This window comes from Micromonospora sp. NPDC048839 (assembly GCF_040649915.1).
Taxonomy (GTDB): domain Bacteria; phylum Actinomycetota; class Actinomycetes; order Mycobacteriales; family Micromonosporaceae; genus Micromonospora.
Genome location: NZ_JBEZGL010000008.1, coordinates 1 through 23,686, shown reverse-complemented (window position 1 = coordinate 23,686; position 23,686 = coordinate 1). Strand labels below are relative to the sequence as shown.

General features: G+C 67.0%; 28 protein-coding genes and 1 other RNA gene. 11 read left to right on the top strand and 18 right to left on the bottom strand.

Annotated features, from left to right (window positions below):
- The first annotated feature begins 12 nt into the window (after positions 1-12).
- A complete protein-coding gene (locus AB0C25_RS16930; protein ID WP_357374050.1) occupies positions 13-897 on the top strand; it encodes a transglutaminase domain-containing protein in 885 nt (294 codons plus the stop codon).
- Here AB0C25_RS16930 and AB0C25_RS16925 read toward each other — a convergent pair.
- The 3 genes from AB0C25_RS16925 to AB0C25_RS16915 all read right to left on the bottom strand — a co-directional run bounded on the left by AB0C25_RS16925 (position 884) and on the right by AB0C25_RS16915 (position 4,044).
- Positions 884-1,825 carry a redoxin family protein gene (locus AB0C25_RS16925; protein WP_357374048.1) on the bottom strand — a complete coding sequence of 314 codons (942 nt, stop codon included), beginning with the start codon at positions 1,823-1,825 and terminating at the stop codon, positions 884-886. The two genes, AB0C25_RS16930 and AB0C25_RS16925, sit on opposite strands and share 14 nt — an antisense overlap.
- Positions 1,826-3,052 carry an epoxide hydrolase family protein gene (locus AB0C25_RS16920; RefSeq protein ID WP_357374046.1) on the bottom strand — a complete coding sequence of 409 codons (1,227 nt, stop codon included), beginning with the start codon at positions 3,050-3,052 and terminating at the stop codon, positions 1,826-1,828.
- A 155-nt stretch (positions 3,053-3,207) separates the two neighbouring features.
- The gene (locus tag AB0C25_RS16915; protein ID WP_357374044.1) at positions 3,208-4,044 is read right to left on the bottom strand and encodes an SDR family oxidoreductase; all 837 of its coding nucleotides are present in this window, start codon (positions 4,042-4,044) and stop codon (positions 3,208-3,210) included.
- Between the two features lie 115 nt (positions 4,045-4,159).
- Between AB0C25_RS16915 and AB0C25_RS16910 the strand changes: the two genes are divergently transcribed.
- Positions 4,160-4,753, top strand: a complete 594-nt coding sequence (locus AB0C25_RS16910) for a TetR/AcrR family transcriptional regulator (protein ID WP_357374042.1) — start codon at positions 4,160-4,162, stop codon at positions 4,751-4,753.
- Between the two features lie 114 nt (positions 4,754-4,867).
- Here the strand turns inward: AB0C25_RS16910 and AB0C25_RS16905 are convergent, their stop codons facing one another.
- From AB0C25_RS16905 to AB0C25_RS16895, 3 genes are all read right to left on the bottom strand, one after another.
- Positions 4,868-5,362, bottom strand: a complete 495-nt coding sequence (locus tag AB0C25_RS16905) for a hypothetical protein (RefSeq protein WP_357374040.1) — start codon at positions 5,360-5,362, stop codon at positions 4,868-4,870.
- A 121-nt stretch (positions 5,363-5,483) separates the two neighbouring features.
- On the bottom strand, positions 5,484-6,263 hold the full coding sequence (locus tag AB0C25_RS16900) for a class I SAM-dependent methyltransferase (protein WP_357374038.1): 780 nt from the start codon (positions 6,261-6,263) through the stop codon (positions 5,484-5,486).
- Between the two features lie 60 nt (positions 6,264-6,323).
- The gene (locus tag AB0C25_RS16895; RefSeq protein WP_357374036.1) at positions 6,324-6,770 is read right to left on the bottom strand and encodes a DUF3592 domain-containing protein; all 447 of its coding nucleotides are present in this window, start codon (positions 6,768-6,770) and stop codon (positions 6,324-6,326) included.
- 217 nt (positions 6,771-6,987) lie between these two features.
- Between AB0C25_RS16895 and AB0C25_RS16890 the strand changes: the two genes are divergently transcribed.
- Both AB0C25_RS16890 and AB0C25_RS16885 read left to right on the top strand, forming a co-directional pair.
- Complete coding sequence (locus AB0C25_RS16890; RefSeq protein WP_357374034.1) at positions 6,988-7,905, top strand: expansin EXLX1 family cellulose-binding protein; 918 nt, start codon at positions 6,988-6,990, stop codon at positions 7,903-7,905.
- A 459-nt stretch (positions 7,906-8,364) separates the two neighbouring features.
- Complete coding sequence (locus AB0C25_RS16885) at positions 8,365-9,090, top strand: hypothetical protein (protein WP_357374032.1); 726 nt, start codon at positions 8,365-8,367, stop codon at positions 9,088-9,090.
- Positions 9,091-9,162: 72 nt separating this feature from the next.
- On the opposite strand, the gene AB0C25_RS16880 is transcribed toward AB0C25_RS16885, so the two are convergent.
- The 5 genes from AB0C25_RS16880 to AB0C25_RS16860 form a co-directional block, all read right to left on the bottom strand.
- The gene (locus AB0C25_RS16880) at positions 9,163-9,654 is read right to left on the bottom strand and encodes a hypothetical protein (protein WP_357374030.1); all 492 of its coding nucleotides are present in this window, start codon (positions 9,652-9,654) and stop codon (positions 9,163-9,165) included.
- Between the two features lie 85 nt (positions 9,655-9,739).
- Positions 9,740-10,147: a MerR family transcriptional regulator gene (locus tag AB0C25_RS16875; protein WP_357374028.1), complete on the bottom strand. Its 408-nt coding sequence runs from the start codon at positions 10,145-10,147 to the stop codon at positions 9,740-9,742.
- On the bottom strand, positions 10,144-10,500 hold the full coding sequence (locus tag AB0C25_RS16870) for a hypothetical protein (RefSeq protein ID WP_357374027.1): 357 nt from the start codon (positions 10,498-10,500) through the stop codon (positions 10,144-10,146). The genes AB0C25_RS16875 and AB0C25_RS16870 overlap by 4 nt, the downstream gene beginning before the upstream one ends.
- 56 nt (positions 10,501-10,556) lie before the next feature.
- On the bottom strand, positions 10,557-10,832 hold the full coding sequence (locus AB0C25_RS16865; RefSeq protein ID WP_357244958.1) for a hypothetical protein: 276 nt from the start codon (positions 10,830-10,832) through the stop codon (positions 10,557-10,559).
- Entirely contained in the window at positions 10,829-11,113 is a 285-nt protein-coding gene (locus AB0C25_RS16860) for a hypothetical protein (RefSeq protein WP_357374025.1), read from the bottom strand. The genes AB0C25_RS16865 and AB0C25_RS16860 overlap by 4 nt, the downstream gene beginning before the upstream one ends.
- A gap of 388 nt (positions 11,114-11,501) precedes the next feature.
- Between AB0C25_RS16860 and AB0C25_RS16855 the strand changes: the two genes are divergently transcribed.
- From AB0C25_RS16855 to AB0C25_RS16835, 5 genes are read left to right on the top strand one after another with little or no spacing between them, the layout of a single operon-like run.
- Complete coding sequence (locus tag AB0C25_RS16855; RefSeq protein WP_357374023.1) at positions 11,502-12,308, top strand: helix-turn-helix transcriptional regulator; 807 nt, start codon at positions 11,502-11,504, stop codon at positions 12,306-12,308.
- Entirely contained in the window at positions 12,295-12,486 is a 192-nt protein-coding gene (locus AB0C25_RS16850; protein WP_357374021.1) for a DUF397 domain-containing protein, read from the top strand. The genes AB0C25_RS16855 and AB0C25_RS16850 overlap by 14 nt, the downstream gene beginning before the upstream one ends.
- Before the next feature lie 40 nt (positions 12,487-12,526).
- Positions 12,527-12,862 carry a glyoxalase superfamily protein gene (locus tag AB0C25_RS16845; protein ID WP_357374019.1) on the top strand — a complete coding sequence of 112 codons (336 nt, stop codon included), beginning with the start codon at positions 12,527-12,529 and terminating at the stop codon, positions 12,860-12,862.
- A 43-nt stretch (positions 12,863-12,905) separates the two neighbouring features.
- Positions 12,906-13,400: a nuclear transport factor 2 family protein gene (locus AB0C25_RS16840; RefSeq protein ID WP_357374016.1), complete on the top strand. Its 495-nt coding sequence runs from the start codon at positions 12,906-12,908 to the stop codon at positions 13,398-13,400.
- Between the two features lie 45 nt (positions 13,401-13,445).
- On the top strand, positions 13,446-14,132 hold the full coding sequence (locus AB0C25_RS16835; RefSeq protein WP_357374014.1) for a PhzF family phenazine biosynthesis protein: 687 nt from the start codon (positions 13,446-13,448) through the stop codon (positions 14,130-14,132).
- Here AB0C25_RS16835 and AB0C25_RS16830 read toward each other — a convergent pair.
- Positions 14,116-14,754, bottom strand: coding sequence for a class I SAM-dependent methyltransferase family protein (locus tag AB0C25_RS16830; protein WP_357374012.1), 639 nt, complete (start codon positions 14,752-14,754; stop codon positions 14,116-14,118). The two genes, AB0C25_RS16835 and AB0C25_RS16830, sit on opposite strands and share 17 nt — an antisense overlap.
- A 66-nt stretch (positions 14,755-14,820) precedes the next feature.
- Between AB0C25_RS16830 and AB0C25_RS16825 the strand changes: the two genes are divergently transcribed.
- On the top strand, positions 14,821-15,255 hold the full coding sequence (locus tag AB0C25_RS16825) for a hypothetical protein (protein ID WP_357374010.1): 435 nt from the start codon (positions 14,821-14,823) through the stop codon (positions 15,253-15,255).
- A 17-nt stretch (positions 15,256-15,272) separates the two neighbouring features.
- Here the strand turns inward: AB0C25_RS16825 and AB0C25_RS16820 are convergent, their stop codons facing one another.
- The 6 genes from AB0C25_RS16820 to rnpB form a co-directional block, all read right to left on the bottom strand.
- A complete protein-coding gene (locus tag AB0C25_RS16820; RefSeq protein WP_357374008.1) occupies positions 15,273-16,229 on the bottom strand; it encodes a threonine/serine dehydratase in 957 nt (318 codons plus the stop codon).
- A 68-nt stretch (positions 16,230-16,297) separates the two neighbouring features.
- Positions 16,298-16,831 carry a hypothetical protein gene (locus tag AB0C25_RS16815; RefSeq protein ID WP_357374006.1) on the bottom strand — a complete coding sequence of 178 codons (534 nt, stop codon included), beginning with the start codon at positions 16,829-16,831 and terminating at the stop codon, positions 16,298-16,300.
- Between the two features lie 199 nt (positions 16,832-17,030).
- A complete protein-coding gene (locus tag AB0C25_RS16810; RefSeq protein WP_357374004.1) occupies positions 17,031-17,330 on the bottom strand; it encodes a hypothetical protein in 300 nt (99 codons plus the stop codon).
- Positions 17,331-17,561: 231 nt separating this feature from the next.
- Positions 17,562-21,008, bottom strand: coding sequence for a tetratricopeptide repeat protein (locus AB0C25_RS16805; protein WP_357374002.1), 3,447 nt, complete (start codon positions 21,006-21,008; stop codon positions 17,562-17,564).
- A gap of 596 nt (positions 21,009-21,604) precedes the next feature.
- The gene (locus AB0C25_RS16800) at positions 21,605-21,820 is read right to left on the bottom strand and encodes a hypothetical protein (RefSeq protein WP_357374000.1); all 216 of its coding nucleotides are present in this window, start codon (positions 21,818-21,820) and stop codon (positions 21,605-21,607) included.
- A gap of 407 nt (positions 21,821-22,227) precedes the next feature.
- Positions 22,228-22,643, bottom strand: an RNA gene (rnpB, locus tag AB0C25_RS16795) — RNase P RNA component class A.
- Positions 22,644-22,773: 130 nt separating this feature from the next.
- On the opposite strand from rnpB, the gene AB0C25_RS16790 reads away from it, so the two are divergent.
- Positions 22,774-23,535, top strand: coding sequence for a sulfite exporter TauE/SafE family protein (locus tag AB0C25_RS16790; protein ID WP_357373998.1), 762 nt, complete (start codon positions 22,774-22,776; stop codon positions 23,533-23,535).
- Positions 23,536-23,686 lie beyond the last annotated feature (151 nt).

Genomic DNA, 23,686 nt, shown 5'->3' with positions numbered 1-23,686 from the left:
GAGACTGGTCCCATGGACCTCGATGACTACCGGAGCCACTCCCCCTACAGCGACCCCGGTCGGCACGGCGGGCTCCTCGACGCCGTGGCGATCGACATCCCCTCCGTGGCGGCGACCGCCCGCAACGTGATCGTCCACTACCGCGCGGGCGGTGTCGAGCTGCCCGACAGCCGGCTGGAGGAGGTGAACTGCCGCTGGGTGGAGCGCATCCTGGACACGGACCAGTCCCGCTTTCCCCTGCCACTCACCGCTGAGCGCCCGGCCGTCGACCGGGTGGCCGGCTGCTGCCGGGACCACACACTGCTCGCGGTGGCGGTGCTTCGCCAGCACGGCATACCCAGCCGCAGCAGGGTCGGGTTCGCCTCCTACTTCACGCCCGGCTGGCACCACGATCACGTGCTGCTGGAGTACTGGAACGGCGAACGATGGGTCTGGGCCGACCCGGAACTCGACCCGGCCGGCGACTGGCGGTTCGACGGCTACGACATCGACCCGACGGCAGGGCTCTTCGACTCGGCAGCGCGGGTGTGGTCGGCGTACCGGGCCGGGGCGATCGACCCCGAGGTGTACGGCGTGGCCCCCGACGTGCCGGACCGCGGCGCGTGGTTCATCTACGACTACGTCCTGCACGAGCTGGCCCATCGGCAGAAGGACGAGTTGCTGCTGTGGGACTGCTTCGGTGCGATGACCGACGACCTCACGCTCGCCGACCTCACGCTCGCCGACGAGATCGCCACCCTGCTGCTCGAGGCCGACGGCGGCGACGAGGCCGCGGAGAAGGCGCTCACCGACCGGTACGCGACCGACAGCCGCCTGCGTCCCGGCGCTCAGGTGCAGAGCTTCTCACCGGTATCCAACACGGTGAGCACCGTCGATCTGCGCCTCAGCCGAACGTGAAGGCGTACGCCGCCGCGCCGGGCTCGTCGAACGTGATCTCCAGGGTCCGCTCCCGGACCGCGCCGTCCTGGCGGACGAGCTGGTGGAGGCGGCCGTCCTCCAGCACGCCGTTGCCGGCCTCGTCGACGTCGACGCCGTGAGCCGGGCCGGGAGCGTCACCGTCGAGCAGCACGCGGAACGGGATCGGCGCTCCCGCCCCGGGGGCCAGCACGAGATGCGCGTCGCGGGCGTGGAACCGGAAGGCGATGCCGCCGCCGGCCCGGTCGAGCACGACGTTCTCCGAACCGATCGTCCACTCCCCTGCCAACGCCCACTGGTTGGGGCCGAGGCTCGCCGGCACCTGGTAGGCGCGGCGCTCGTCGAGCGCCGGGCCGTTGGGCGACGCGAAGTGTTCGCCCCGACTGAAACCGAGGTACGTCTCGGGCGTCCGCAGATTGCCCCAGTCGGCCTCCGCCTCCGGGCCGAGCCCCGTGACGGGTACGGGGTCGCGCTCGATGCCGAGCAGTTGCTGGAGCACCCGCTCGGACTGCTCGTAGCGCCCCTCGCCGAAGTGCTCGTCGCGGATGACCCCGTCGGTGTCGACGAAGTAGAGCGCCGGCCAGTACTGGTTGGCGAAGGCGCGCCAGATCGCATAGTCGTTGTCGACCGCGACCGGGTAGTCGATCGATCGGGCCGCCACCGCCCGACGCACCCAGTCGACCTCGTGCTCGAATCCGAACTCCGGGGTGTGCACCCCGATGACCACCAGCCCGTCGTCGCGGTAGGCCTGCGACCAGGCGCGCACGTACGGCTCCTGGCGCAGCCAGTTGATGCAGGTCAGCGTCCAGAAGTTGACCAGGACGACGCGCCCGTCCAGGTCGGCGGGGCCGAGTGGCTCGGAGTTGAGCCACTCGGCCGCCCCGTTCAGCGGGGGCAGGTGCACGGCCATCTAGCGCAGCGACCGGAAGGCGGTGCGAAGCTCCTCGGAGAAGATCCTCGGCTGCTCCCAGGCCGCGAAGTGCCCGCCCCTGTCGAGCTTGTTGAAGTAGATGAGGTTGGGGTACGCCTGCTCGGCCCAACTCTGCGGCGCCTCGTACAGCTCGTCGGGAAAGACACTCACGGCGACCGGGACGGTCACGCCCTTGGCGGCGAAGAACGACAGCTTGTTCTCCGCGTACAGCCGGGATGCGGAGACCGCGGTGTTCGTCAACCAGTAGAGCGAGATGTTGTCCAGGATGTCGTCGCGGGTGAGACCGGCCTTGGCCCCGTCGAAGACCTGCGCGATCAGGGCCAGGCTCTTCGCGTCGTGGTCGAGCAGGAAGGACGCCAGGCCGACCGGGGAGTCCGCCAACCCGGTCAGCGTCTGCGGTCGCGTGGCCATCATGAGGGCGTACGCGACGTGCTTCCAGACGTAGTTGGCCTCCTCGGCGGCACGCATCTCGTCGTCGGACAGGCCGGACGGCAGCGAGCCCATGGCGTTGTTCGCGCCGGTGGTGTCGCCCTGGAACAACAGGTCGATCTCCGGTGGGATCGCACCGGGCATGTTGGTGTGGATGCCGAGCAGTTCCGGAGGTGCCTGTAGGCCCATCTGGTCGACGATGACCGCGCCCCAGTCGCCGCCCTGGGCGACGAACCGCGAGTAGCCGAGACGCTTCATCAGCTCGATCCAGGCGGTCGCGATCTTCTGCGGGTTCCACCCCGGCTCGGTCGGCTTGCCGGAGAAGCCGTGGCCCGGCAACGACGGGATCACCAGGTGGAAGGCGTCCGACGCGCTGCCGCCGTGGGCGGTGGGGTCGGTCAGCGGTTCGATGATCTTCATCTGCTCGATCACCGATCCGGGCCACCCGTGGGTGACGATGAGCGGCAGCGCGTCCTCGTGCTTCGAGCGTACGTGGATGAAGTGGATGTCGACGCCGTCGATGGTGGTCATGAACTGCGGCACGGCGTTCATCCGTGCTTCGACCTTGCGCCAGTCGTACTCGTTCTCCCAATAGCGGGCGACGGCCTGAATGGTGGCGAGTGGCACGCCCTGCGACTGGTCGTCCACCGTTTCCTTGTCCGGCCAACGGGTGGCCCCGATGCGCCGTTTCAGGTCGTCCAGGTCAGCCTGGGGAATGTCGACCGAGAACGGCCGAATCTCCGTGGTGCCGGGGCGAGTCTTGGTCTTGACAGCCATGCGTGTCCTCTCCGTCTAGGTTTGCGCCTCGTGAGGGGAATCATGGGGTGAAGGCACTGCCCGGACCTGTGCGCCAATTCGAGATGGGCACGCCGCCGCCATATCTCGGAGCCTAGAACGGCGCGCCCCGGGCTCGTGGCGATACGAGCAGTCCCTCAGTTGTCGTGCTCGGGGGCGGGCACCGCGTGCTCGGCGGCCCGGCTGACCTGTTCCCAGCCCGCCCAGGTGTCCATCCGTCGGCGGGCGATGTCGAACGCCAGGTCGTACACCATGCTTCCGAGCAGGAGCCGCAACGGCGGGTTGTCGCTGTCGACCAGGCGCAGCAACGCCTCGGCGGCCAGCCGGGGCTCGCTGTCGATCGATCCCTCCGCCCACTGTCGTTCCAGTTCGGCGCGCAGCGGCGCGTAGTCCTCCATCGGAGTGGTGGCGCTCAAACTGGTGTAGAGGTCGGTCCAGTAACCGCCCGGCTGCACGATGCTGAGTGTGACGTCGAAGGCCGCCGCCTCCATTGCCAACGCCTCACTCATGCCTTCCAGGGCGAATTTGCTCGCGCTGTACATGCCGGTGCTCGGAAAACCGCCGAGCGCGGCGATGCTGGACACCTGCACGATGTGGCCGGACCGTTGGGCGCGCAGGTGCGGCAGCACCGCCTGACTGACCCACAGCGCTCCGAAGAGGTTGACCTCGAACTGGGCTCGCGCCTGCGCCTCGGTGAACTCCTCGACCATTCCCATCGACAGGGTCCCGGCGTTGTTGACGACGATGTCGAGCCGTCCGAAGTGCTCGACCGCGGCGGCCACGGCGGCGAAGACCGCCGCCCGGTCGGTCACGTCGAGGGTCAGGGCCAGCAGTCGGTCGCCGTACCGCTCGTCGAAGTCCTCCCGGGCGATGGTCCGAGCGGCGGCGACCACCCGGTCCCCACGGTCGAGCGCCGCGTTGGCGAAGGCGCGGCCCAGGCCGCGGCTGGCACCGGTGATGAACCAGGTACGCATGTCGATCTCCTTTAGCGAGACGAGACGGTCCGTCTCGTTAGCAAGGAGATTAGGCCGCGCCGCTCCTGCCGTCAAGACGAGACGGTTCGTCTCGTCGCTGATATGGTGGTGCCCCATGACGCCCAACACGGCCCGCCGGAGAGAGACCTCCCGACGCGCCATCCTCACCGCGGCCTTCGACCTGCTCCAGGAGATCGGGTACGCGAAGGTCAGCATCGAGGGCATCGCCGCGCGCGCCGGCGTCGGCAAACAGACCATCTACCGCTGGTGGCCGTCCAAGGGCGCGGTCATCTTCGACGCCTTCCTCATGCTCAGCGAGGCCCCCGAGGGTGGGCCGCCGACGTTGCCGGACACCGGCGACCTGGCCGCCGACCTGACCCTGGTGCTCCGTGCCACGGTCGAGGAGATGAACGATCCCCGGTACGAGCAACCGATGCGCGCCCTGGCCACCGAGATCGCGCTCGACCCCGAGCTGGCGTCCGCCTACGCCGAACGCCTGGACGGGCCGTTGAAGGAGGCCAAACGGCAGCGCCTGCGCAGCGCCCAACAGGCCGGGCAGCTGGCCGAGGACATCGACCTGGACGTGGCGGTGGACCTGATCTGGGGACCGCTGTTCAGCCGATGGCTGCAGCGCAGCGGACCACTCACCAGCGAGTACGCCGACCTCGTCGTCACCACCGCCCTGAGCGGACTACGCCCCCGCCCATGACCACCGCTTGATCCACTCGACTTCCCTGAAACCGGCCCATCCCGGGCCACAGAACACCCCGCCTTCCGTGAGCCGAGTGGACTTTCAGCAGGGACGCTGGCACCGGCACCGAGGTCAGGCGAACGACAGTTCGGCGAAGCTGATCCCGGCACGCTCGGCGGGGGTGAGCATCTGCCGGGCGACATGCTGCGGCGGCGTCCGAAGGAACTGGGTGTAACCAGAAGCTCGGAGGCGGAGGTCGAAATTCTGACCCTCGATGTGCCACAACGGCTCCGGGTTGCTGTCCGGGGATTCGAGGCGGTGCAGGTCGGCGATCTCCATGATGTCGTGGAGCGGGCCGAGCCTGCCGTCGATGCCCCACGCGCCGTCGAACACGAGCGTCGCCGGTGCGATCCAGAAGGTGAAGTGCCTGTCCTCTTCCGCAGGTTGCACCCACCGCACGATGTAGTCGAGATCCAGCAGCATCCGGGCGGGCGGAAGGGTGTCGTCCACGCAGTCGGCGACGCTCAGCGCATGGATCCGGCAGTCATGCCAACCCATGCTCGGGAAGTCGGCGTCGGTCCAGGTGGCCTTGGACAATCCTGACGGGCCGTGCGGCAAGCTGATCACCGAATCAGTATCCCCGATGGTCCGCTCGCGTCGGCGACCGTCGGACGCCATCTCCTGCGGTTCACGGCGGCCAGCTTGAGCGCACCCGCTGATGAGGAGCCGCTGGCGTGGCCGTCCGGGTTCAGTAGGCGCGCGCCGTGCAGATCACGTAGCCCTTGGGGTCACGCCACGGCCCCACCTCGGAGGCGAACCAGGCGCGCACCTTCGCGCCGATGGCTCGCGTCAACTCCGGGCGGAGTGCCGAGTCGGGCTCGACGCCATAGAACGACAGTTGGGCCGCCGCGAACGCGATGACCGGCTCCGGACGGTCGAAAACGAGGGCGTTGTCGTATCGGTGTACGGCGACCGCGCCGAAGGTCGACGCGATCATCTCGGGCAGATTGTCGCTGTTGACCCGCGAGTTGGGCACAACCGGGATGTCGATCCCCGCCGACGTGACCAGCTCAGCGACGAGCGCGGACACCCGAGGTGTCGTGCCGGGACGGTTGACCACGGCTGCGAAAACTCCCTCCGACCTGAGCACCCGCCGGCACTCGGCCAACGCTCGCCGCACGTTCGGAACGTGGTAGAGCATGTGGCGCGCTGTGACGACATCGAAAGCCGCCGCGTCGTACGGGAGGTCCATCGCGTTGCCGAGTTGCGCCGACACGCCTGCGACGTCATGGAGCGCGTGTACGGCCGCGGGTGAGGTGTCCAGCCCCACGAGCCGGCCACGATGGCCCCGCTGCGCGAGATTGCGGAGGAAGGCTCCGGTGCCGCAACCGACATCGAGCAGATCCGCGTCCTCGGACAGCGACACCGCCTGCTGGACCGCCCTCTCGACGTCCTCCGGAAACTCGCTGTAGCGCTGATGGGTCTGGATCCGCGTCGTCAGTGGCTCCAGTGAGAGATATTCCTGCACGTCAGAGATGGAGGGCTGCACCTCATGCCCCCTTCCTCGCTTGTGACCTGGTTCGACTTCTCAGGGTATGCCCGCGTAGCGGAGTGGGAGCGGAGGCCGTGGCCGGCGCCAGGCGACGTAGGCCATGATGCCGAAGGCGATCAGAAGTACCACCGCGATGAGGAGAATGAACCACCCGGATCGATCGCCGACCTCACGCACCCTGAGGCAGGGGTCGCTCTTGGCATGGTGGACGCGGATGCGTTCGCCGATGGTCACGGACCGGTTAGCACCGACTGCCACGCGAAAGTCTGCTTCACAGACCTCGCCACGTCTCGTACTGAACTGGACCGTCACGAAAGTTCGAGGCCCTCGATGCTCGACGTCCAGCACTTCGGCCTCTACCTCCGATCCACGGCGCTCGTCCAAGGCTGACCAGGCGGCAAGCGTCGTGATCGTCATCACGAAGACGAGACAGAACGCCGAGAACACCCGCAGGAAGGTTCGGCTGGGCCGTCGACGGTTCATGGCCAAACCGTAGAAGGAAGCCGCAACGCGGCTGGTGCCACTCTGTCGGATCGGCCGGCGGTTCCTCGCCCGGCCCAGCAAGCGGTCCGACTCGCCGAGTGCGCCGACCTGGTTGCCACCAGCGCTCTCAACGGATTGCGCCCCCGCCGATCCGGCGAGTGACGTTCGGTGGGACGGCTTTGCGCTGCCACAGCACCGTGCGGCAACATCAGGCGCCGTGACGGCACCAGACGCGGCTCCCGAGAACGACACCCCGGTCGGCACCAACGGCACACCCCGGCGGAATCGGCGGGTCAGACACTTGTTGGCCGGCGCCGGAGTCACCGCTCTGGCCGCCGTCCTCGGCATCACCCTCGCCGTCCGCGGCGGCGCCACCCCGGCCTGCGCCGCCCCACCGACGGGGAACACCGTCCACAAGGCGAAGGCCAGCTTCTACGACGCCGGCCGCTCGGGCGGCAACTGCTCCTTCCCGGGTCCACCGGCAGACCGGCTGTACGTGGCCCTTGGCTCGTCGGCGTACTCCGGGTCTGCGGCCTGCGGCAGCTACCTGGACGTGACCGGTCCGAAGGGCACCGTCCGGGTCATGGTCATGGACCAGTGCGGCGGATGCGGGACCGGCAAGATCGACCTCTCCGACGAGGCGTTCGTCAAGATCGCCGACCGGGCGCAGGGCATCGCGCAGGTGACGTACCGGGCGGTGGTGAACCCTCCGCTCGACGGCGGCCTCACCTTCCGGATGAAGGGCGGCGCCTCGCGGTACTGGTTCGCGGTGCAGGTCGGCAACCACGGCAACCCACTCCGGTCGGTGGAGGCGAAGGGACCCGGCGGCTTCCGCAAGGCGGCCCGCCAGAGTGACAACTACTGGACCGTCGAGGGCGGCCTCGGCCCCGGGCCGTACAGCATCAGGGTCACCGACGTGTACGGGCGCCAGGCGACCGCCACCACCATCCGGATGGTCACGAAGCAGGTCCAACGCAGCACGGTCGTCCTCGCCGCCCCCACGCGCAGTAGTTCGCCCTCGGCCCCGCCGTCCCCCAGCATCGCGCCTTCGCCGACCCCGTCCGAATCGGTCGCGCCAACGGCGACCGTCGAAGCGCTCGCCGGTGCCGCCCCGCTCAACGCCCCTCGCTGCTGACTCACCCACCCTTACCTGCCTGGGTCACGGCATCGGGCGAGCCGGGGTCTGAGGACCGGTGCGTGCCTCTTCCCCGCCACACTGTTTCGCCAGGGCAAGGGCCAGGGCTGTGTCCACGACGGTGAGTGACGCCATGGCAATCGCTCCCGACCGGGCTCGACGGTTACCGTCCGGGCGGTTGGCCTCCGCCGCGTAGCAACCGGTCAGCACGAGATTCAAGGCGGCCCGTGCCGCCATCCACGGCCAGCGAGGACGCCCGAGCAAAACACCAGAACCGACAACGAGATCAGTCAGACCGACCGCTCCGGCCAGCACGGGGCGGTCACCCAACCCGAGGACTGCCGCGCTGCGTCGTGGCATGGCCGTCAGCACCACACCGAAGCCAAGGGTGACTACACCTACCGCGTTTGCCAGCTTTTCCGTGCGCCGTCGGACCATGCACAAGATTAAACTCGCGCGATGGTCGATGTCCTGAGGCTGGAGCCGCTGCTGTTTCCCGCCGAGTTCCTCTCGCACCGTACGCAGATTCTCGTCAACGGCCTGGACGTCGTCGCGGCGACGTATCCGCCCGACGGCTTCCATGGGGAGCCGGTAGCGGGATCCGTGCCTTCGTGGTTGCTAGGACCGAATGGGCTGGCCGCCACACCGGAAGCCCGAGATGTCGCGGTAGGCGGATCCGACACAACCGAGGACCGACTGACGGTCCGCGTTCGTCAGGTCCGCTCCGAAGTGTTGTGGGACTGCTGGCGCCTGGTAGTCATGGGCAAGGTGCTGAGGGAAGGACCGGAGGTCGGGCTGAGCGACTTCCGGTTCGACTCGCGCGCGTACGCCGAAGAGATAACCGGGGCTACGGAGCGGACCACCCGAACGTGGCCGGCGCGGTCGGTGGCCGAGAACCTCCAGGCCACCCTCTGGCGTGAGGGGTGGAAGCAGGACGGCGGAGCCTTGATCCGCAGCTACGACGCGATCCGCGCACCCGAGGACCGCCCGGACGTGGTCGAGATCGGCTACTACGCTCGCGACCTGAGCGGGGCGCGCTATGCCCTGCCGGGCAGATATGTCATGACCTTCCCGGTCGACGGTACCGACCCGGACGTCCAGGCCCAGGCCATCGCACGCCGGCTGGGCCACGAGGACCTGAAACCGCTGTCGGTCCACCACCCTCGTCGACGACGCCCCTCGTGAACGGGCACCGAGCGGTCGACACGCCACAACCAGCGAGGTCACGCGGGTAGGCAGTCCCCGACGTTGCCGGGCTCAAGCCGGATCTTCAGCTGACGTCCGGTACAGGACGGTCCGCGCGAGCGCGGCGAGCTGGGTCCGCAGCTCGTCGTCGGCCCGTCCGTGGAGGTCGTCCTCAAGACGACTGGCCAGCGCGGTGACGGCCGGAAGCAGGTCGCCCAGTTGGCTGCCCTCGTATCCCACCACGTAGAGACCATGTGTCCCCACCTCGGCGGTGATGCTCCGGTCGAGGATCCGCTCGGCGGTGTCGGCCGCGATCAGTGCCACCGCGGTTGGCAGCTCCGGCGCCGGAAGCCCCAGTTCGGCGATGACCGCCGCCAGGCGCCGGTTCGCGTCATGCACCGGCAGTGTCCGGGCTGACTCCGACGCGAGCGCCACCACGGCCTCGCCGTCGACACCGGCCACCAGCAGGTCGCAGGCCAGCATCACCGCCTGGTACGGGTCGGCGTTGTCGAGCAGCGCTCGGGCCTGCTCGACCCGGAGCCGGCGACGGAGGGTGTCGTCCACGAGCCGAGGTTAAGCGATCTCGCACAATCGGTGAGCGCCCGATTCCGGCCGTCGCTGGTCAACGCGGGCACGGTTCCCCATCCGATCATCGGAGAGGCAGGGGGCAGCAGGCGCTGTCGGCGCAGGCGACCAGGTCGTCGCAACCGGCCGAGATGGCGTCCCGCAGGGTGTCACGGATGACCGTCAGGTCCGTCAGCCGCTGCTCGACCTCGATGAGCTTCTCCCTGGCCCGCGCCTGAAGGCCGGTGTCAGATCGGCCCCCGTGCCGGCCGGCGTCGAGCAGGTCGGCAACCTCGTTGAGGGTGAAGCCCAGGCGTTGCGCGGTCTTGATGACCCGCAGCAGGGTGACCGTCTCGGACGGGTAGAGCCGGTGCCCGCCCGGCGACCGCTGCGGCGAGTCGAGCAGACCCCGGCGCTCGTAGTAGCGCAGCGTCTGCTGGTTGACTCCTGCCGCATCGGCCAGTTGACCGCTGCGCAGGACCGACCCGGTCACCTCTGGTCCCGCAGCGACACGGCCCGATCGGCGAGGGCGTCGAGCACGTCGACGTGGGCCGCCGGCACCCGGACGTCCAGCGAGAGCGAGTCGGGGTCCGGCCGGGAGAGGCCGAATGTGAAGAACGAGCAGCAGGACGACTCACGGGCCGTCAGGTCCCGCGCCATCTCCTCGGTCCGCGCACCACCGTCGAGCCGCAACCGCAGATGCTGCGCCGACAGCCGGTCGAGGCCCCGCACGGCAGCGGCGCAGAACTGATCGAACTCGGCGAGCCGCAGCGGCCGTTCCGCCGTCGGGAGAGTGCAGGCCTCCGGCACCCAGGCGTCGTCGGTCGTGCTGTGGCGATCACTCATACCGTCGACGGTAAGCCTGTACCCAGGTACCAGATGCAAGCCCGAAGCGCGGGACCTCAGGCTCGACCGGACCGGCGAGGCCGTCGGGCCAGGGACAACCACCCGAGGAACCGGGCGTGCATCGCCGGCAGGTTCGGACGCAGACCCAGACCGTGTACGTCGTCGATCGCCTCGTGCATCGACGCCGCCAGGTAGAACGCCAGGGCGATCGAATGACCGTAGAACTCGGCCGCGAGATCCAGTTGAGCCCGGCCACACGGCCAGGGCGCGGCACAGTTTCGGCACAGCCACGCCGGGCGCATCGGCAGGTGTGGGCGAGGGCGGGCGGTCATCGGACCCGCACCGAACCCCGGCGGACGGGCCGGCGCCTGGTGGGCTTGGTCGGTGCGGCAGGCTGGGCCTGGAACCGTACGCCCGCACGCAGCACGTACAACTCTCGCCGCACCACCGCGTCACCGGCGGCGTTCAGCTCGTACCCCTCGATCCACACCCAACCGTCGTACGTGTGCCGCTCGGGCAGCTCACGGATCACGCGCACGAAGATCGGGCGCAGGAACTGCACGCTCGCCGCCGTGGTCAGGAGGACCACATCGCCGGCCTTCATCGTCCCCATCACCGCGACCCCCAGGGGTACGCCACAGCGCGGTTGACGCCCGAACGCCGGCCATGGGGACTGACCAACGAGGGCGGCCACGGGCCGTAGGGGACGTCTGGCGCGTCCGGGTTCGGGGGCTTGCTCTTCTCGGGCATGTTGTCGGGCACCGGTCTCCCCTGGTGTCGTTGGGAAGGGGCCGATCCCGTGAGTGCTCGCCCCCCGGGAGCGGCCCCGCGACGAACGCGACCGCCAGGACTCTTGTCCTTACGGCCGCGCCGCCTGGTGACACTCTGCTGTGGAGACGACTACGCTCGATAGGTACGCCCGGCGTCTGGGCTGACCTGGCAGAACACGCCCGACCGGTGGGGAATCTCCGGAAGCGGATCTCCGATCTGAGGAGCGTTGCATGGCTGATGTGCCAAGTCCCCTCGCGGACTTCATCGTGAGTGAGATCCGCCGCGCCCGTGGAGCGTCCGGAATGACGCAAGAGGCGTTCGGCCGGGCAGCGGGCTTCAGCGCATCGCATGTCAGCGCCGTGGAGAGCGGCACCCGGGCGCTGACGATCGACTTCATCCGGGGAGCGGACCGCGCCTTCAGTAACGGCGGGCTTTTTGGACGATTGGTGGTGAAACTCGGCGCACCGTCGTGGTTCCTGCCATGGCTGGACGCCGAGCGCGGCGCGCGACAACTTCGCCTCTTCGAGCCACTACTGATCCCGGGGCTACTCCAGACCGAGAACTACGCCCGCGTGGTGATGCGCCTCAACGACCTCATGTCAGCCACCGAGGTAGACCAGCAGGTAAGCGCTCGCATGAGCCGACACAAGATCCTGACCGGTGACACGCCGCCGCAGGTGGTAGCCGTGCTGGATGAATCCACGCTTCGTCGCGCAGGCGACGAGCACGCCGGCATCATGGCGGAGCAGGTCGCGCACCTCATTACCGTCGCTGAACTGCCGCACGTTCACGTGCACGTGATCCCTGCGGGAGCCGGCCTCCACATCGGGTTGTCCGGACCGTTCGCGCTCGCGCGGGCCAACGACGGAACCTGGGTCGGGCACCTCGAAAATCAGCTGGGCGGGATCGTGGTCGACAGCGAAGATGGGCTACATACTCTTCAGACGAGGTGGGAGAACGTGCGGAACGAAGCGCTCCCGCGCCGACAGTCCAACGAGCTGATGAAGGAAGTGCACAGCGATCATGGACCTCACTAACGCCACCTGGCGCAAGTCCCGGCGCAGCGGATCGTCCGGGGGCAACTGCGTCGAGATCGCCGACAACCTGCCCGGCGTCATCGGCGTTCGGGACAGCAAGGACCCTGCTGGCCCGGCACTGACCTTCGGTGCGACGGCTTGGCGGGCGTTCGTCGCTCAGGTCGCCGAGCGGCGGTAACCGGCGCCCTCTCGTCGCACCTCGGTGCCAGACTGCCTGGATGACCGAACGCCTTGCGCCTGTCCTCCGCACCACGGACGCCAACGCCGCCGCGATGTGGTACTCCCGCCTCGGTTTCGTGCAGCAGTGGGAGCACCGGTTCGCCCCTGACCTACCGCTCTACGTGAGCATCGCCCGCGGCGGTGTGGAGATCCATCTGTCGGAGCACACCGGGGATGCGCGGCCAGACACCCTGATGTACCTGTACGTCGACGACATCGATGCGGCGGCGGCTGCCTGCGGCGTGGGAGCCGTCGGACAGAAGGACTGGGGACGTGAGTTCGAGGTAATCGACCCGGACGGCAACCGGCTCCGCATCGGGGCACTCCACAGATGAGCCTCCCGCCGTCATCGACGACGCCGACCAGGAAGGAGTACCGGTGAATCAGCCGTACCACGCAGTCGCCGCATGGCGTGCCGCCGGCGAGGCAGGTGACGCCGCGGCGGCGGTCGCCGCTCTCAGCCCGGACGTCACACTGGTCTCGCCGATCACCGAGCAGTTCGCCTTCCACGGGCGCCAACAGGTACGCGACCTGCTTGAGGTGGCCCTGGCCACGATCGAGGGCATCACCTACACCGACCAGGTCGCCGAGGGCCGTACCGTGGCGCTGTTCTACGAAGCCCGGATCGGCGACCGGCGCCTGCACGAAGCGCAACGCCTCCGCCTGGCCGCCGACGGCCTGATCACCGAGATCACGCTCTTCATTCGCCCTCTGCCGGCGCTGACCCGGCTGATGACCAGGCTCGGCCCCGAACTGGCCCGGCGCAACAACCAACCCGGCCTTGCCCGGCTCATCCCGCTCGCCGCCGGCATGTTGCACTCGATGGCCGACACCGGGGAACGGCGCATCATGCCGCGTGCCGCGCCTCGGTAGCGGGTCCTCCCACGCACCGGTGTCCGCCCGTGGATAACATCGCTTGTGCCAGCTCTCCACGTACTCCGGGTGTTCTGCGGTCCCGACGGTCGGTACGGGAACCCGCTCGGCGTCGTTCTCGACGGCCCTGCCGTGGCTCCTGGGCAGGACCGTCAGACCGTGGCCGCGCGGTTGGGGTTCAGCGAGACCGTCTTCGTCGATGACGCCGGGAGCGGCGTCGTCGACATCCACACGCCGAGCGTGCGGCTGCCGTTTGCCGGGCATCCCCTGGTGGGCACGTCCTGGTTGCTGAGTCGGCTCCACGCCGGCCCGGCAGTCCTGCACCCGCCGGCGGGTCCGGTGCCAACCTGGCAGGACGGCGAGTTCACCTGGATCAAGGGCCGCGCGCAGTGGGCGCCCGACAGGCTCATGCAGCAGTACGCCTCGGCCGAGGTGGTCGACGGGCTGCCGGCTCCGCCGCCCGGTGCGGGATGGCTGTACGCGTGGGCGTGGCAGGACCGCACCGCCGGTCGGGTGCGTACCAGGGGGTTTCCCCGCCGGGGCGACGGCATCATCGAAGACGAGGCCACCGGAGCGTCCGCGATCGTGCTCACCGCCGAACTGCGCCGCGCACTGGACATCAGGCAGGGCAAGGGGTCGCAGATCCTGACCCGACCCGGCCCGGACGACACCGTCGAGGTGGGCGGCCGAGTCGTCCTCGAGGAGATCCGCTCCCTCACCCGACAAAGGTGAAGATTCTGCCGCTCGGTGGTGCCTGCCGCGGTTGTCCCTGGAACCGATGAACGCCGACGGAGAACAGCACGTCGGACGGCGCGTGAAAGGCCTCCTCGGCGAAGCCGGCGGCGGCGAACCGGCCGCGGATCGCCGGGGTGAGATCGGGATCGCGGCGGGTCCTGGTCCAGATCACTGTGGCGTCGGATGCGCACAACCGAGGCAGGGCGTCGACAGTTGCCCGCACGTCCTCGTCGCTGATGTTGCCCAACACCCCGGCGAGAACGACCAGGTCGGCGGGTACGGCCGTCCGGTACGCGGCGAAGTCACCCGCATCGGCTTCGGTGACGGTGAACCCGCTCAGCTTGGCGGCGGCGACGCCCACCCGGGCGGCGGCCACGTTGCGAGGGTCGTACTCGATCAGCTCCGCGCGTACCCGATCAGCGTCCGACCGGGACGCGAGGGTGCCGATGAGGTCACGCCCCTGCCCCGCGCACACGCTGACGACCCGGAGCGAGGCGTCCGACCGTTGGTCAAGCCAGTCGTTGACGTGCTGCTGCACGAGCCGAAGCCTCCGCGACAACGGCGACCTCTCGTCGTCGTAGGGCAGGTGCCAGTCATGCCAGTCGGTAGCAGCGGTCACCGAGGCCATGCTGCCACCGCGTGCCTTGCTACGAGTAGCAGGATCCCCAGTGGGTAGGGGAATGTCGTGAATAGCGAGGATTCGACCGACGAACAGCACTCCCGCCCACCAGGGCTGGACGACACCACAGTCGAAGCGCTGGGTGAACTCAGCAAGGCGCTGGAGACGATCCACCGCGTACGCGGCCACCTGTATTCGGCGCACCAGCTCGTGGGCGGGGCCGACCTCACCCTCGATCGGGTGGTGAACCTGCTCCGCGACGCGGGACACGACGACGTCGCCAACCGCGTGGAGAAAGAGCTACTGGGCCGGAACCTCCTGCCCGGCCGCTGGACCTTCCAGATCGTGGAGGAGTTCGACGACGGCTACTACGCCACGTTCCAGGAAATCGAGCGGGATGCGCGGGAGAAGCTGGCCGGCGGACGGCGGCACATCTACGAAGCGGAGATGAAGGAGCGGCGGCGTACCCACGGGATGCCGGGTCACGAGGCCACGCCGTAGGGATCACCCGAGGGCGCTCAGGCCCCCAGGCGTGCCGTCCACGACGCCACGTCGGCGACCGTGGAGTTGCCGCCACAGAGCACGAGACCCAACCGGGCATCGTCACCCACCCGCTCCCGTACCCGGCGGGCGGCCGGCAGCAGGCACCCGGCGGCCGGCTCGGCCCAGACCTTCGCATGCTCGGCCAACTCCACCGTCCCCCGCACCGCCTCGGCGTCGGAGACCACGAGCACGTCGCTGACCAGGGCGGTCACGTGGTCGTAGGTGAGCTGCGAGACGGTCGGCGCGCTGAGCGTCGTGACGATCGACGACAGCGGCACCTCGACCGGCCCACCCTTGGCCAGGGCCTGCGACATCGCCTGCGCGCCCTCGGTCTCCACGCCCCAGACCCGTACCCCCGGCCGGCGTGCCCGCAGCGCCGCGGCCACCCCGGAGATCAGCGCCCCGCCGCCGATGCTGACCAGCACGTCGGTCAACTCACCGGCGTCGTCGGCGAACTCCAACCCGACCGTGCCCTGCCCGGCTAGCACCACCGGGTCGTCGAACGGGTGCAGCAGGGTCAGGCCGTCCTCCCGCAGCCGGGACATGAGCGCGAACGCGGCGGCCATGCCGTCGGTCAGATGGACGTCGGCACCGGCCGCGCGGGCCACCTCGACGGCACGCGCCGGCGCCGTCCGGGGCATCACCACGGTCGCCGCCACGCCCAGGGCGCCGGCCATCACCGCGACCGCGATGCCGTGGTTGCCGCCACTGACCGCCACCACGCCCGCCGCCCGCTCGGCGTCGTCCAGGACGAGCAGCTTCGCCGCCGCGCCACGCGCCTTGAACGACCCGGTACGTTGCAGCAACTCCAGCTTGGCGGTGACGGGCACGCCGAGCAGCTCGGACAGGCCGGGGCTGGGCACGGTGGGCGTGTGGACCACATGACCGGCGATCCGGTCGGCGGCCGCCTCGATGTCCGCGAGCTCGATCATCACCGAAGCGTGCCACAGCAGCGGCACGGGCCAGCCCGCGGCTCAGGAGCAGACGACGTGTGGCCCCATCAGTGGTACCGGGTCAGCTGCTCCGACCGAAGGTCGACGCCGGTGGTGGTGGACACCGCAGAGATGTCCCCGAGCCGCAGCGCGGGGAAGTCTTCCAGCTGGTATTCGGAGATCAACGAGAACATGACCTTGGAATCCGGTATCCAATACTCTTCGAGGGAGGCCATATGCACCCGCCTGACGTGATAGATCTCCACGCCCGCGCTGACGAGCCGGTCGGCCACCTCCTCGAACGGCACCCGGGGCGGGAAGCTCCCGTACCGGCTGCCGATCGCCTCAGGGACCATGTCGTCGAACCGAGGCAACTTCCACAGGTGGACGAGAATGCAATCACAGACCCACTCGCCCGATCCGTCATGGAAGTTGGCGTCGACGAACCCGAACTGCCGCACCAGATGGCGATCGTTCCCCGACCCCTCATCGAAATCGGACCCCAGCACGCCCGGCCAGTCGTCCGGACGGGAGCCCAGACCGACGCCAAGGACCATGCCGCTGACCGCGAAGTCAGCGAAGAAATCCAGATACGAAGACATCCCCCAAGTCCACACCCAGCTTCCGGAGCACGCCACCCATAAAACCTGGCGGCCTGGATTAGGGCGGCTGAACTGGTGGGCGACGGATGGGTCGACATGTCCGCCGGCCTATGAAAGTGGAAAATGCCCTGAGCAGGTACTTCGCCCGCCAGGTGCACGCTCAGGCGTCGCCAGGGCGTCAGAGAGGACCACGCCGCCCTCAGACTGTCTCAGGTCGAACCTTGGCGGGGTCAACATCCCAGCGCAGAACGGCCCCGGACGAGTGGTCACTGGTGATCGTGACCGGGTAGACGTGACCCGCTGCCCGCTCTCCCCGATGCCGCATCGAGCGGTCGCCCTCGTTCCAGCCGATGCCGAGGACGGGGCAGCCGGCAACCTCGACCGATCCGACGTGCAGCGGATGGTCGGCAGCCAACCGGCGAAAGTTGTCGTAGTCAGTACCTGGCTCCACGGACGGGCCGGCCCACGAATCGAGCGCGACGGCGTCGCCCAGGACCATGCCGCACCGGTCGGCCGGTAGATCACCAAGCAACCGGCCGGCGCCTTCTCCGCCCAGACGGACCTCAAGCTGGCCCTGCCGCCTTGACTGCTTCGGCGGCGGCTGCGAACGTTGCCCAAAAAATCGCAGACCTCATGGTTGATCAATGACGCGGTGCGATTAATTGACGCGAGATCGCAGCCGCCGGATCCCGATGCGGGCATGCCGATCGACGCTGACTGACCTAAAACCCTAGCGAGGTTCCCAACGAACCAGTCCTGCCCCGACAAGCCCCAACGCGCGGGCCTCCCTCAGCTCTTTTGCCCTGACAGACGAGCTAAACTGCTGGTCGGAGATTCGGTATGGTTTGCGGACTCCTAGCCTGACTCCGTACAGCACCAGCACCCTCCCTTCCTTCTCAGCGGCGGCGCGCCAGATCGAAGCGGGTTGCAACGAAGCCGAGGCCCACAGTCCCCCCTTCCGGTCTAGCAGACTAGTGCCCGAAGCCGTGCGGCCCACAGCCCAGCCAGGCATCTCGGGTACTACTTGCACACCCGTCCAAAGCCGAATGAAGCCACTCCGGTGGATTCCTTCGACTTGGAGCTCGTACGAGCTGCCGTCAACTCTATTGGTCATCATGACCATCTTCTCAAACTCAAAGGCTACTACCGGAAATCTGGCGTCCAGATCGCCATCTCCAATTCGCAAGCCACCAGTGTCACGGTCTCTCTCTATCGCCCAGTCATATGCACCGAGAGCATGGTCGTCGGTAAACAGGAAAGCGGCTTCGGCAGAAGTTTCGCCTGCGATTCTCCTGACTTCAGCAGGGTTGGTTGACCCTTCAGGGAGAACAGGTCCCTCTGGGCCAATCGGCACGTGGACGCCCCGCCTCGCTGCCGAGCCCGCCCTTCTCTGGAGAATATCTAGTGCTGCTCGGCGACGCGCAATTTCTTTCTCCGAATTAACCGCTGGCGTTGCCCTCTCATCGGATTCGCCATGAAGCGCTCGCAGCAAACGTCTCGCCTGTCGGGCGAGGTCCTCGGCACCGCACTTCTCGTATGCTGCTGCCGCCGTCTCTATCGACCGATGCAGGTCGAGGGAGTATCGCTCAGGATACCGCCCTGACAGTTCCATCAAGATTCCCATTGACTCCGCGGCTGCACCACCAGCCTCGTCCAACTCAAACTCATGCTCCACGCGGACCATCGCGAAAAAGAGCAGAGCTTTGGCAAAATCCTCGGAGTATCCGTCAGGCTCCTCTGAACGCAGCCTATGGAGACTCCTCACGGATTCTCGTGTGCAACTTAACGCTGCGGACTCATCCCCAATACCGCTACTCTGCATCCCGTGGTTTGCTAATGCAAGTGCGAGATTTCGAGAATGTACTCCAGGCTCGCCCCGGTCCAGCCGCCGAAGAATCTCTACCGCCTTTTTTGAGAACTTGGCTGCCTCGGCCTCCTCCCCTAGCTTTAAATAGCAAGCGGACGCGTTATTGAGGGCGTCCGCGAGGCGCGGAAGGTACGCTTCAGGCTCCAACTCAGACAAATCTTGAAAAATTCTTACCGCTTCGAGCGCCGGCCCGATCGGGTTGGATTCTTCGCTTTCATATAAAATCGCGGCATGATTGGTTAGAGACCGCGCGTAGTCCGGTAGGTATTTCTTGGGCGATCGGTCAACTAGCCGCTCTCGAATCCTCAGCGACTCAGACGATGCCTCTACGCTTTCATTATAGCGACCCGAGGACAACAGCAACTTCGCCATCGAGCCGAGCGACGAGGCCAGATGATCCTCCATCGCTTCATCATCAATAGCTGAAAGTCTTCGATAAAATGCGACTGACTCTTCAATCGGCCTCAGCGCTGCGCGTGTTCTGCCAAGTCGAACTAGCCGAACGGACAGATTCGCGAGCGCGGTCGCATGTGCTGCCATAAAAGCTGGTTGACCGCGCAAGTCCTTTTGATAAATTCCTACTGACTTCTGGGCAAATTCGAGCGCCGTCTTTTGATCTCCCGTTTCCGATAGTCGAAGGCTCAAAGCATGATAAGCAGGAGCCAGTTGCTCAGCACGACCCCGACCTACAAGTTTCCTGAAGTGCTTTACAGCCGTCTCTGCGTATCGTAATGCGGCAGATCTTTCGCCAACGTTCGCTGCCCTCGTACCAGCATCAGCGTAAAGAAGCCCTAGTTCGCTAGGAGATGTGCCGCTGGGCGCATTATCAGCCAAATTAACAGCAAGCTCATACGCAGCCCGGTTTAGATCAAGGTCGAAGGATGGGACGTGCGAGGCTACACGCAGAAGAAGCGAACGACAAGAGATCTGAGTAAGCCGATTTAGAATGAGAGCGGTTGAATTGCGGACGAGAGTTGGCTGTTCCTCGAATGCTTCAACCAGCATCTGAGCTGAACTATCGTGCCGCTCGCTCGATGCGGCAAGCACATGGAGCGCCTGCCGGATAGCATCCTCGCTAACGTGGCCGGACAACAGACTACTCGCCGTGCGATAGGCCGCATTCTTGGCCAAGTTTTGCCCTATATAGTCCTCGCCTAGCCGATCCGGGTGAAGTGGATTTAAGATCTGTCGGCTGTATTGTTGCTGCAACCCAGTCGTGCCGAGCACGATCTGCGGATATACCTTTTCGTGCAGTCTCACCAAATCCTCACAGAGGCCAGGAGCCGAAAACGCTTCGAGCCCTCTTAGAACTTGCTGGGCCGGCTTCAGCGGCATTGGTCCGATTAGCGTCGCCACCGAAACAATTTGCTCGAAATCCACCAGGTTCACTGAACGTGCTTGTCCCTCGACTGACGAGCTATTAAGCATTCGAATCCAGTAACGTCGCTCATGCTCCAACAAAAATCGGGATAGATCTACCGCCGCCGCCGGAGCTTCCTCGCCGTCACGGGAAGAACATATGGCTGCAAGCGCTGCCATTTGTAGCGTCAGCGGCGAAGTGTACTCGTCGCCTGATACGTCACGATCTAAATCCACCTTATCGATCGACACCCCAAGCGCGGCAGCAAAGTGCAATGCAACCTCTTTGTAAGCATGCGATCGCGCTTCCACTGAGGAATCAAGGCCCACCAGGAGCAGCGGCTCTTCTAAAGAGATGCCCGTACGCCCCAGTTCCGCCACTAGGTCGGCCCACAAATACTCAACACTGCGTCCGATGAGCAATACTCGAAGCTTCTGCGACCCTGCCCTTTTTCTCGCGTCGAGGATCGCACCGACAAGAGTTGAAAGACGCCAACGATCTGCATAATCCACCATAAAAAGGGTCGAAGACGTTGCAGTTGTAGACGCAGTGCTCACTTGAACCGTGGGGTCAGATGCCTCGATCGCTTGTTCAACTAGCCACCCTTCCCCTTGTGCGATAGTGGCGATTTTGTGGGCAAGCCGGGATTTTCCTTGCCCCCCTGGCCCATAGATGGAGTGGATGGAATTAGGGGAATCCTCGTCCAGCCACTTTTTCAAGACGCGCAGCTCCGCCGCTCGACCTCGAAACGGAATAGCTGCGTGGCTTACGTCAAGGAGAGCACTCGGCGCCAAGTACGGAGAAGGAGCGAGAGGCTGTGGCTGCGCACAGAATTCCTCGATACGGAAAAGTAACGGCGTCGCGAAAATTGCGACGTTGTGTACGTTCGAGCCGATCTGTATGTTGTCGCGCCCAATATGTGACCGCGATACGAGGTGCTCGTCACTCATTAGCGGACCGACCTCCGTCTCGTCCGATCTGGATATTGCTGACCCGGTCACCCATCTGAATATTGTCGCCACCAATCGAGGAATTGCTAACCGAATGCCCATAGCTTCCTGCCGGCTTTTCGTCAACCTCTTCAGTAGTCGATGGATTGCGATTGCTAATCTGATGAGCGGCTGTGACGGCCGTTACTAAAGCCCCAACGACTCCCGCCCACCAACTAGCGCGCTCCAGCCCTTCGTTTCGCAGGAAGATTGTGGCTGCAATCCCAAGCGCGGCTACCCCTGTTACTGCCATCACTCGGTAAGGGAATCGGCTCATCCTTATATGGTGACGGGTAAGTCCGCAGGGAGGTATGGTCCGCAGGGCGACGCCGCTTGATTCCGCGTCGGATATCCGACACGAGTCTTTCGCCCGCCCCGCGCCCCTTGCCGGGCATTAGCAGGCGTTGCTGCCGAATAGTTCTTTTCCTATATCAAGGCACCGCGCTCCGCGCGGTGCGGGGCGGCAAGCCCGGCCGGCGGCAGGCCGCCCCGGCCGCCTACGGCGCCCGGGCGGTGAGCCACCGACAGCCGCCGGGACACCGCCCCACAGTCGGATCTCAGCTCAGCGCGAGTTCGTCTGGGAAGCGCTCGTGAAGCGCGGCGACCACATGCCGCAGGCAGTAATCGAGGCTGTGGCCGTCGACCCTTATCGCCGCACCATCGAGCCGCTGACCCGAGATCATCACGGTCCAGGGCTTACGCTCCCGCTCGCCGTCAATCTTGACCAGCCCGACCAGACCCATCTCCCCCAGGTGCTCCAGCAGCTCCGGCACGCTCTCATCCCACCTCATCCATGAATGGGACCACCAAGACCGCTACGGAAGCCAGCGGGGTCGGCCTGGTCGTGCGTCGAGGCTTCCATCTGCCGCGCCAGTCCAACCCCGGGACTGGCTTGCCACCGGATCACCGGGTCGCGGCACTCCACCACAGGACGTGCCCGACCCTCCCCACAGCCGCCGGCCCCAGCCGGAACGGTCGGGCGTTGGCAGGAGACGGACCACGGCGGCACAGCAAGCCCGACCCGACAAGAGGTCAACTGTGCCGACGCTCAGGGCGTCTCCAGGGCGTCAGGGCGTCGTCAGGGCGTCAAACGCCGCCCAATGTTGACCATGAACGACCATCGACACCCGAACATAGAGCCAGCTCAGAGCACCGATCAGGTCTCCGAGCTGGTGGGCGACGGACGAGTCGACCTGTACGCCGGATTCTGTGCGCGGCGCGTACCCCGAAAGGTTTGCGCCGGCGGCGGCCATCCATCTCGGCCTGCCGTTGCCGGCAGGCTCCAGCGGCCTACCCGCAGACATCGGGCGGGCAGCCCTCAAGCGTCTGCGCCGGGTCGTCATCTTCCGGTGACGGCCCTTGCTTGACCTTGCTCCGGGTGGGGTTTACCGAGCCACCCCGGTCACCCGGGGTGCTGGTGGGCTCTTACCCCACCGTTTCACCCTTACCGTCCCCGATGGGGTCGGCGGTCTGTTTTCTGTGGCACTGTCCCGCGGGTCGCCCCGGGTTGCCGTTAACAACCACCCTGCCCTGTGGAGTCCGGACGTTCCTCGGCGGCGGGCCTAAGCCCGCCGACGCGACCGCCCGGTCGACTCGTCCGTCGCGCTCTCATCCTAACGACGGATGCTCTGCCGGTATTGCCGCCCCGCCTGCACAAGATCGCGCTGCTCAAGGGCGGCGGTCCGGCGGATCCTCGCTGTCGGGCAGCCGCTAGCCTCGTGGGGCTATGGATCTCCCCCACGCCGCGCTGCTGCTCGCTGCCGGACTCGCTGCTGGCACGGTCAACGCGGTGGCCGGCGGTGGTTCGCTGATCACCTTTCCGGCGATGATCGCGGTCGGGTTGCCCCCGGTCGCGGCGAATGTCAGCAACTCCATCGCGGTGTTCCCCGGTTACCTGGCCAGCGTGGCGGGCAGCCGGATGGACCTGCCGCGCCCCCGCGCCCTGGCCACGCTGCTGCCCACCACGATCGTCGGCACGATCCTCGGCGCGCTGCTGCTGTTGGCCACCCCGGCCCGCGCGTTCGAGCTGGTCGTACCATTCCTGGTCCTCGGCGCGACCGCGGTCCTGGCCTTCCAGGACCCGCTGCGCCGGCTGGTCGGTCACCCCCGGGATCTGTCCCCACGCCAGCGGACGGTCGCGGTGCAGACGATGGTCGCGCTGGGGGCGGTGTACGGCGGGTACTTCGGGGCGGCCCTCGGGGTGATGCTTGTCGCCGGGTTGGCCCTGGTGCTGGACGCGACCCTGGCGCGGGTCAGCGCGATCAAGAATCTGCTCTCCGCGCTTGTGGGGTTGACCACGCTCGTGGTGTTCGCCGTTTTCGGCCCGGTGAACTGGACGGCCGTCGCGGTGGTCGCGCCGGCCACGCTGGTCGGGGGGTACGCGGGTGCCCGGCTGGTGCTCCGGCTGCCGCCGGTGCTGCTCAAGACGCTGATCGTGGTGTTCGGCACGACGATCGGCCTGTACCTGCTCTGGCGTGCCCTGAGCTGAGCCTCCCCGCCGCCACCCCAACACCTCTCGAAGCCGAAGATCCGCGCAACTTCAGGGGGCTAGTTGCATCCTGTTTGTGCTGGTCGGCGAGGGTTGACGGGGCTCGTGGTGGTGATCGAGCCGCTGGCCGCGCCCCTGTTGATCTACGGTG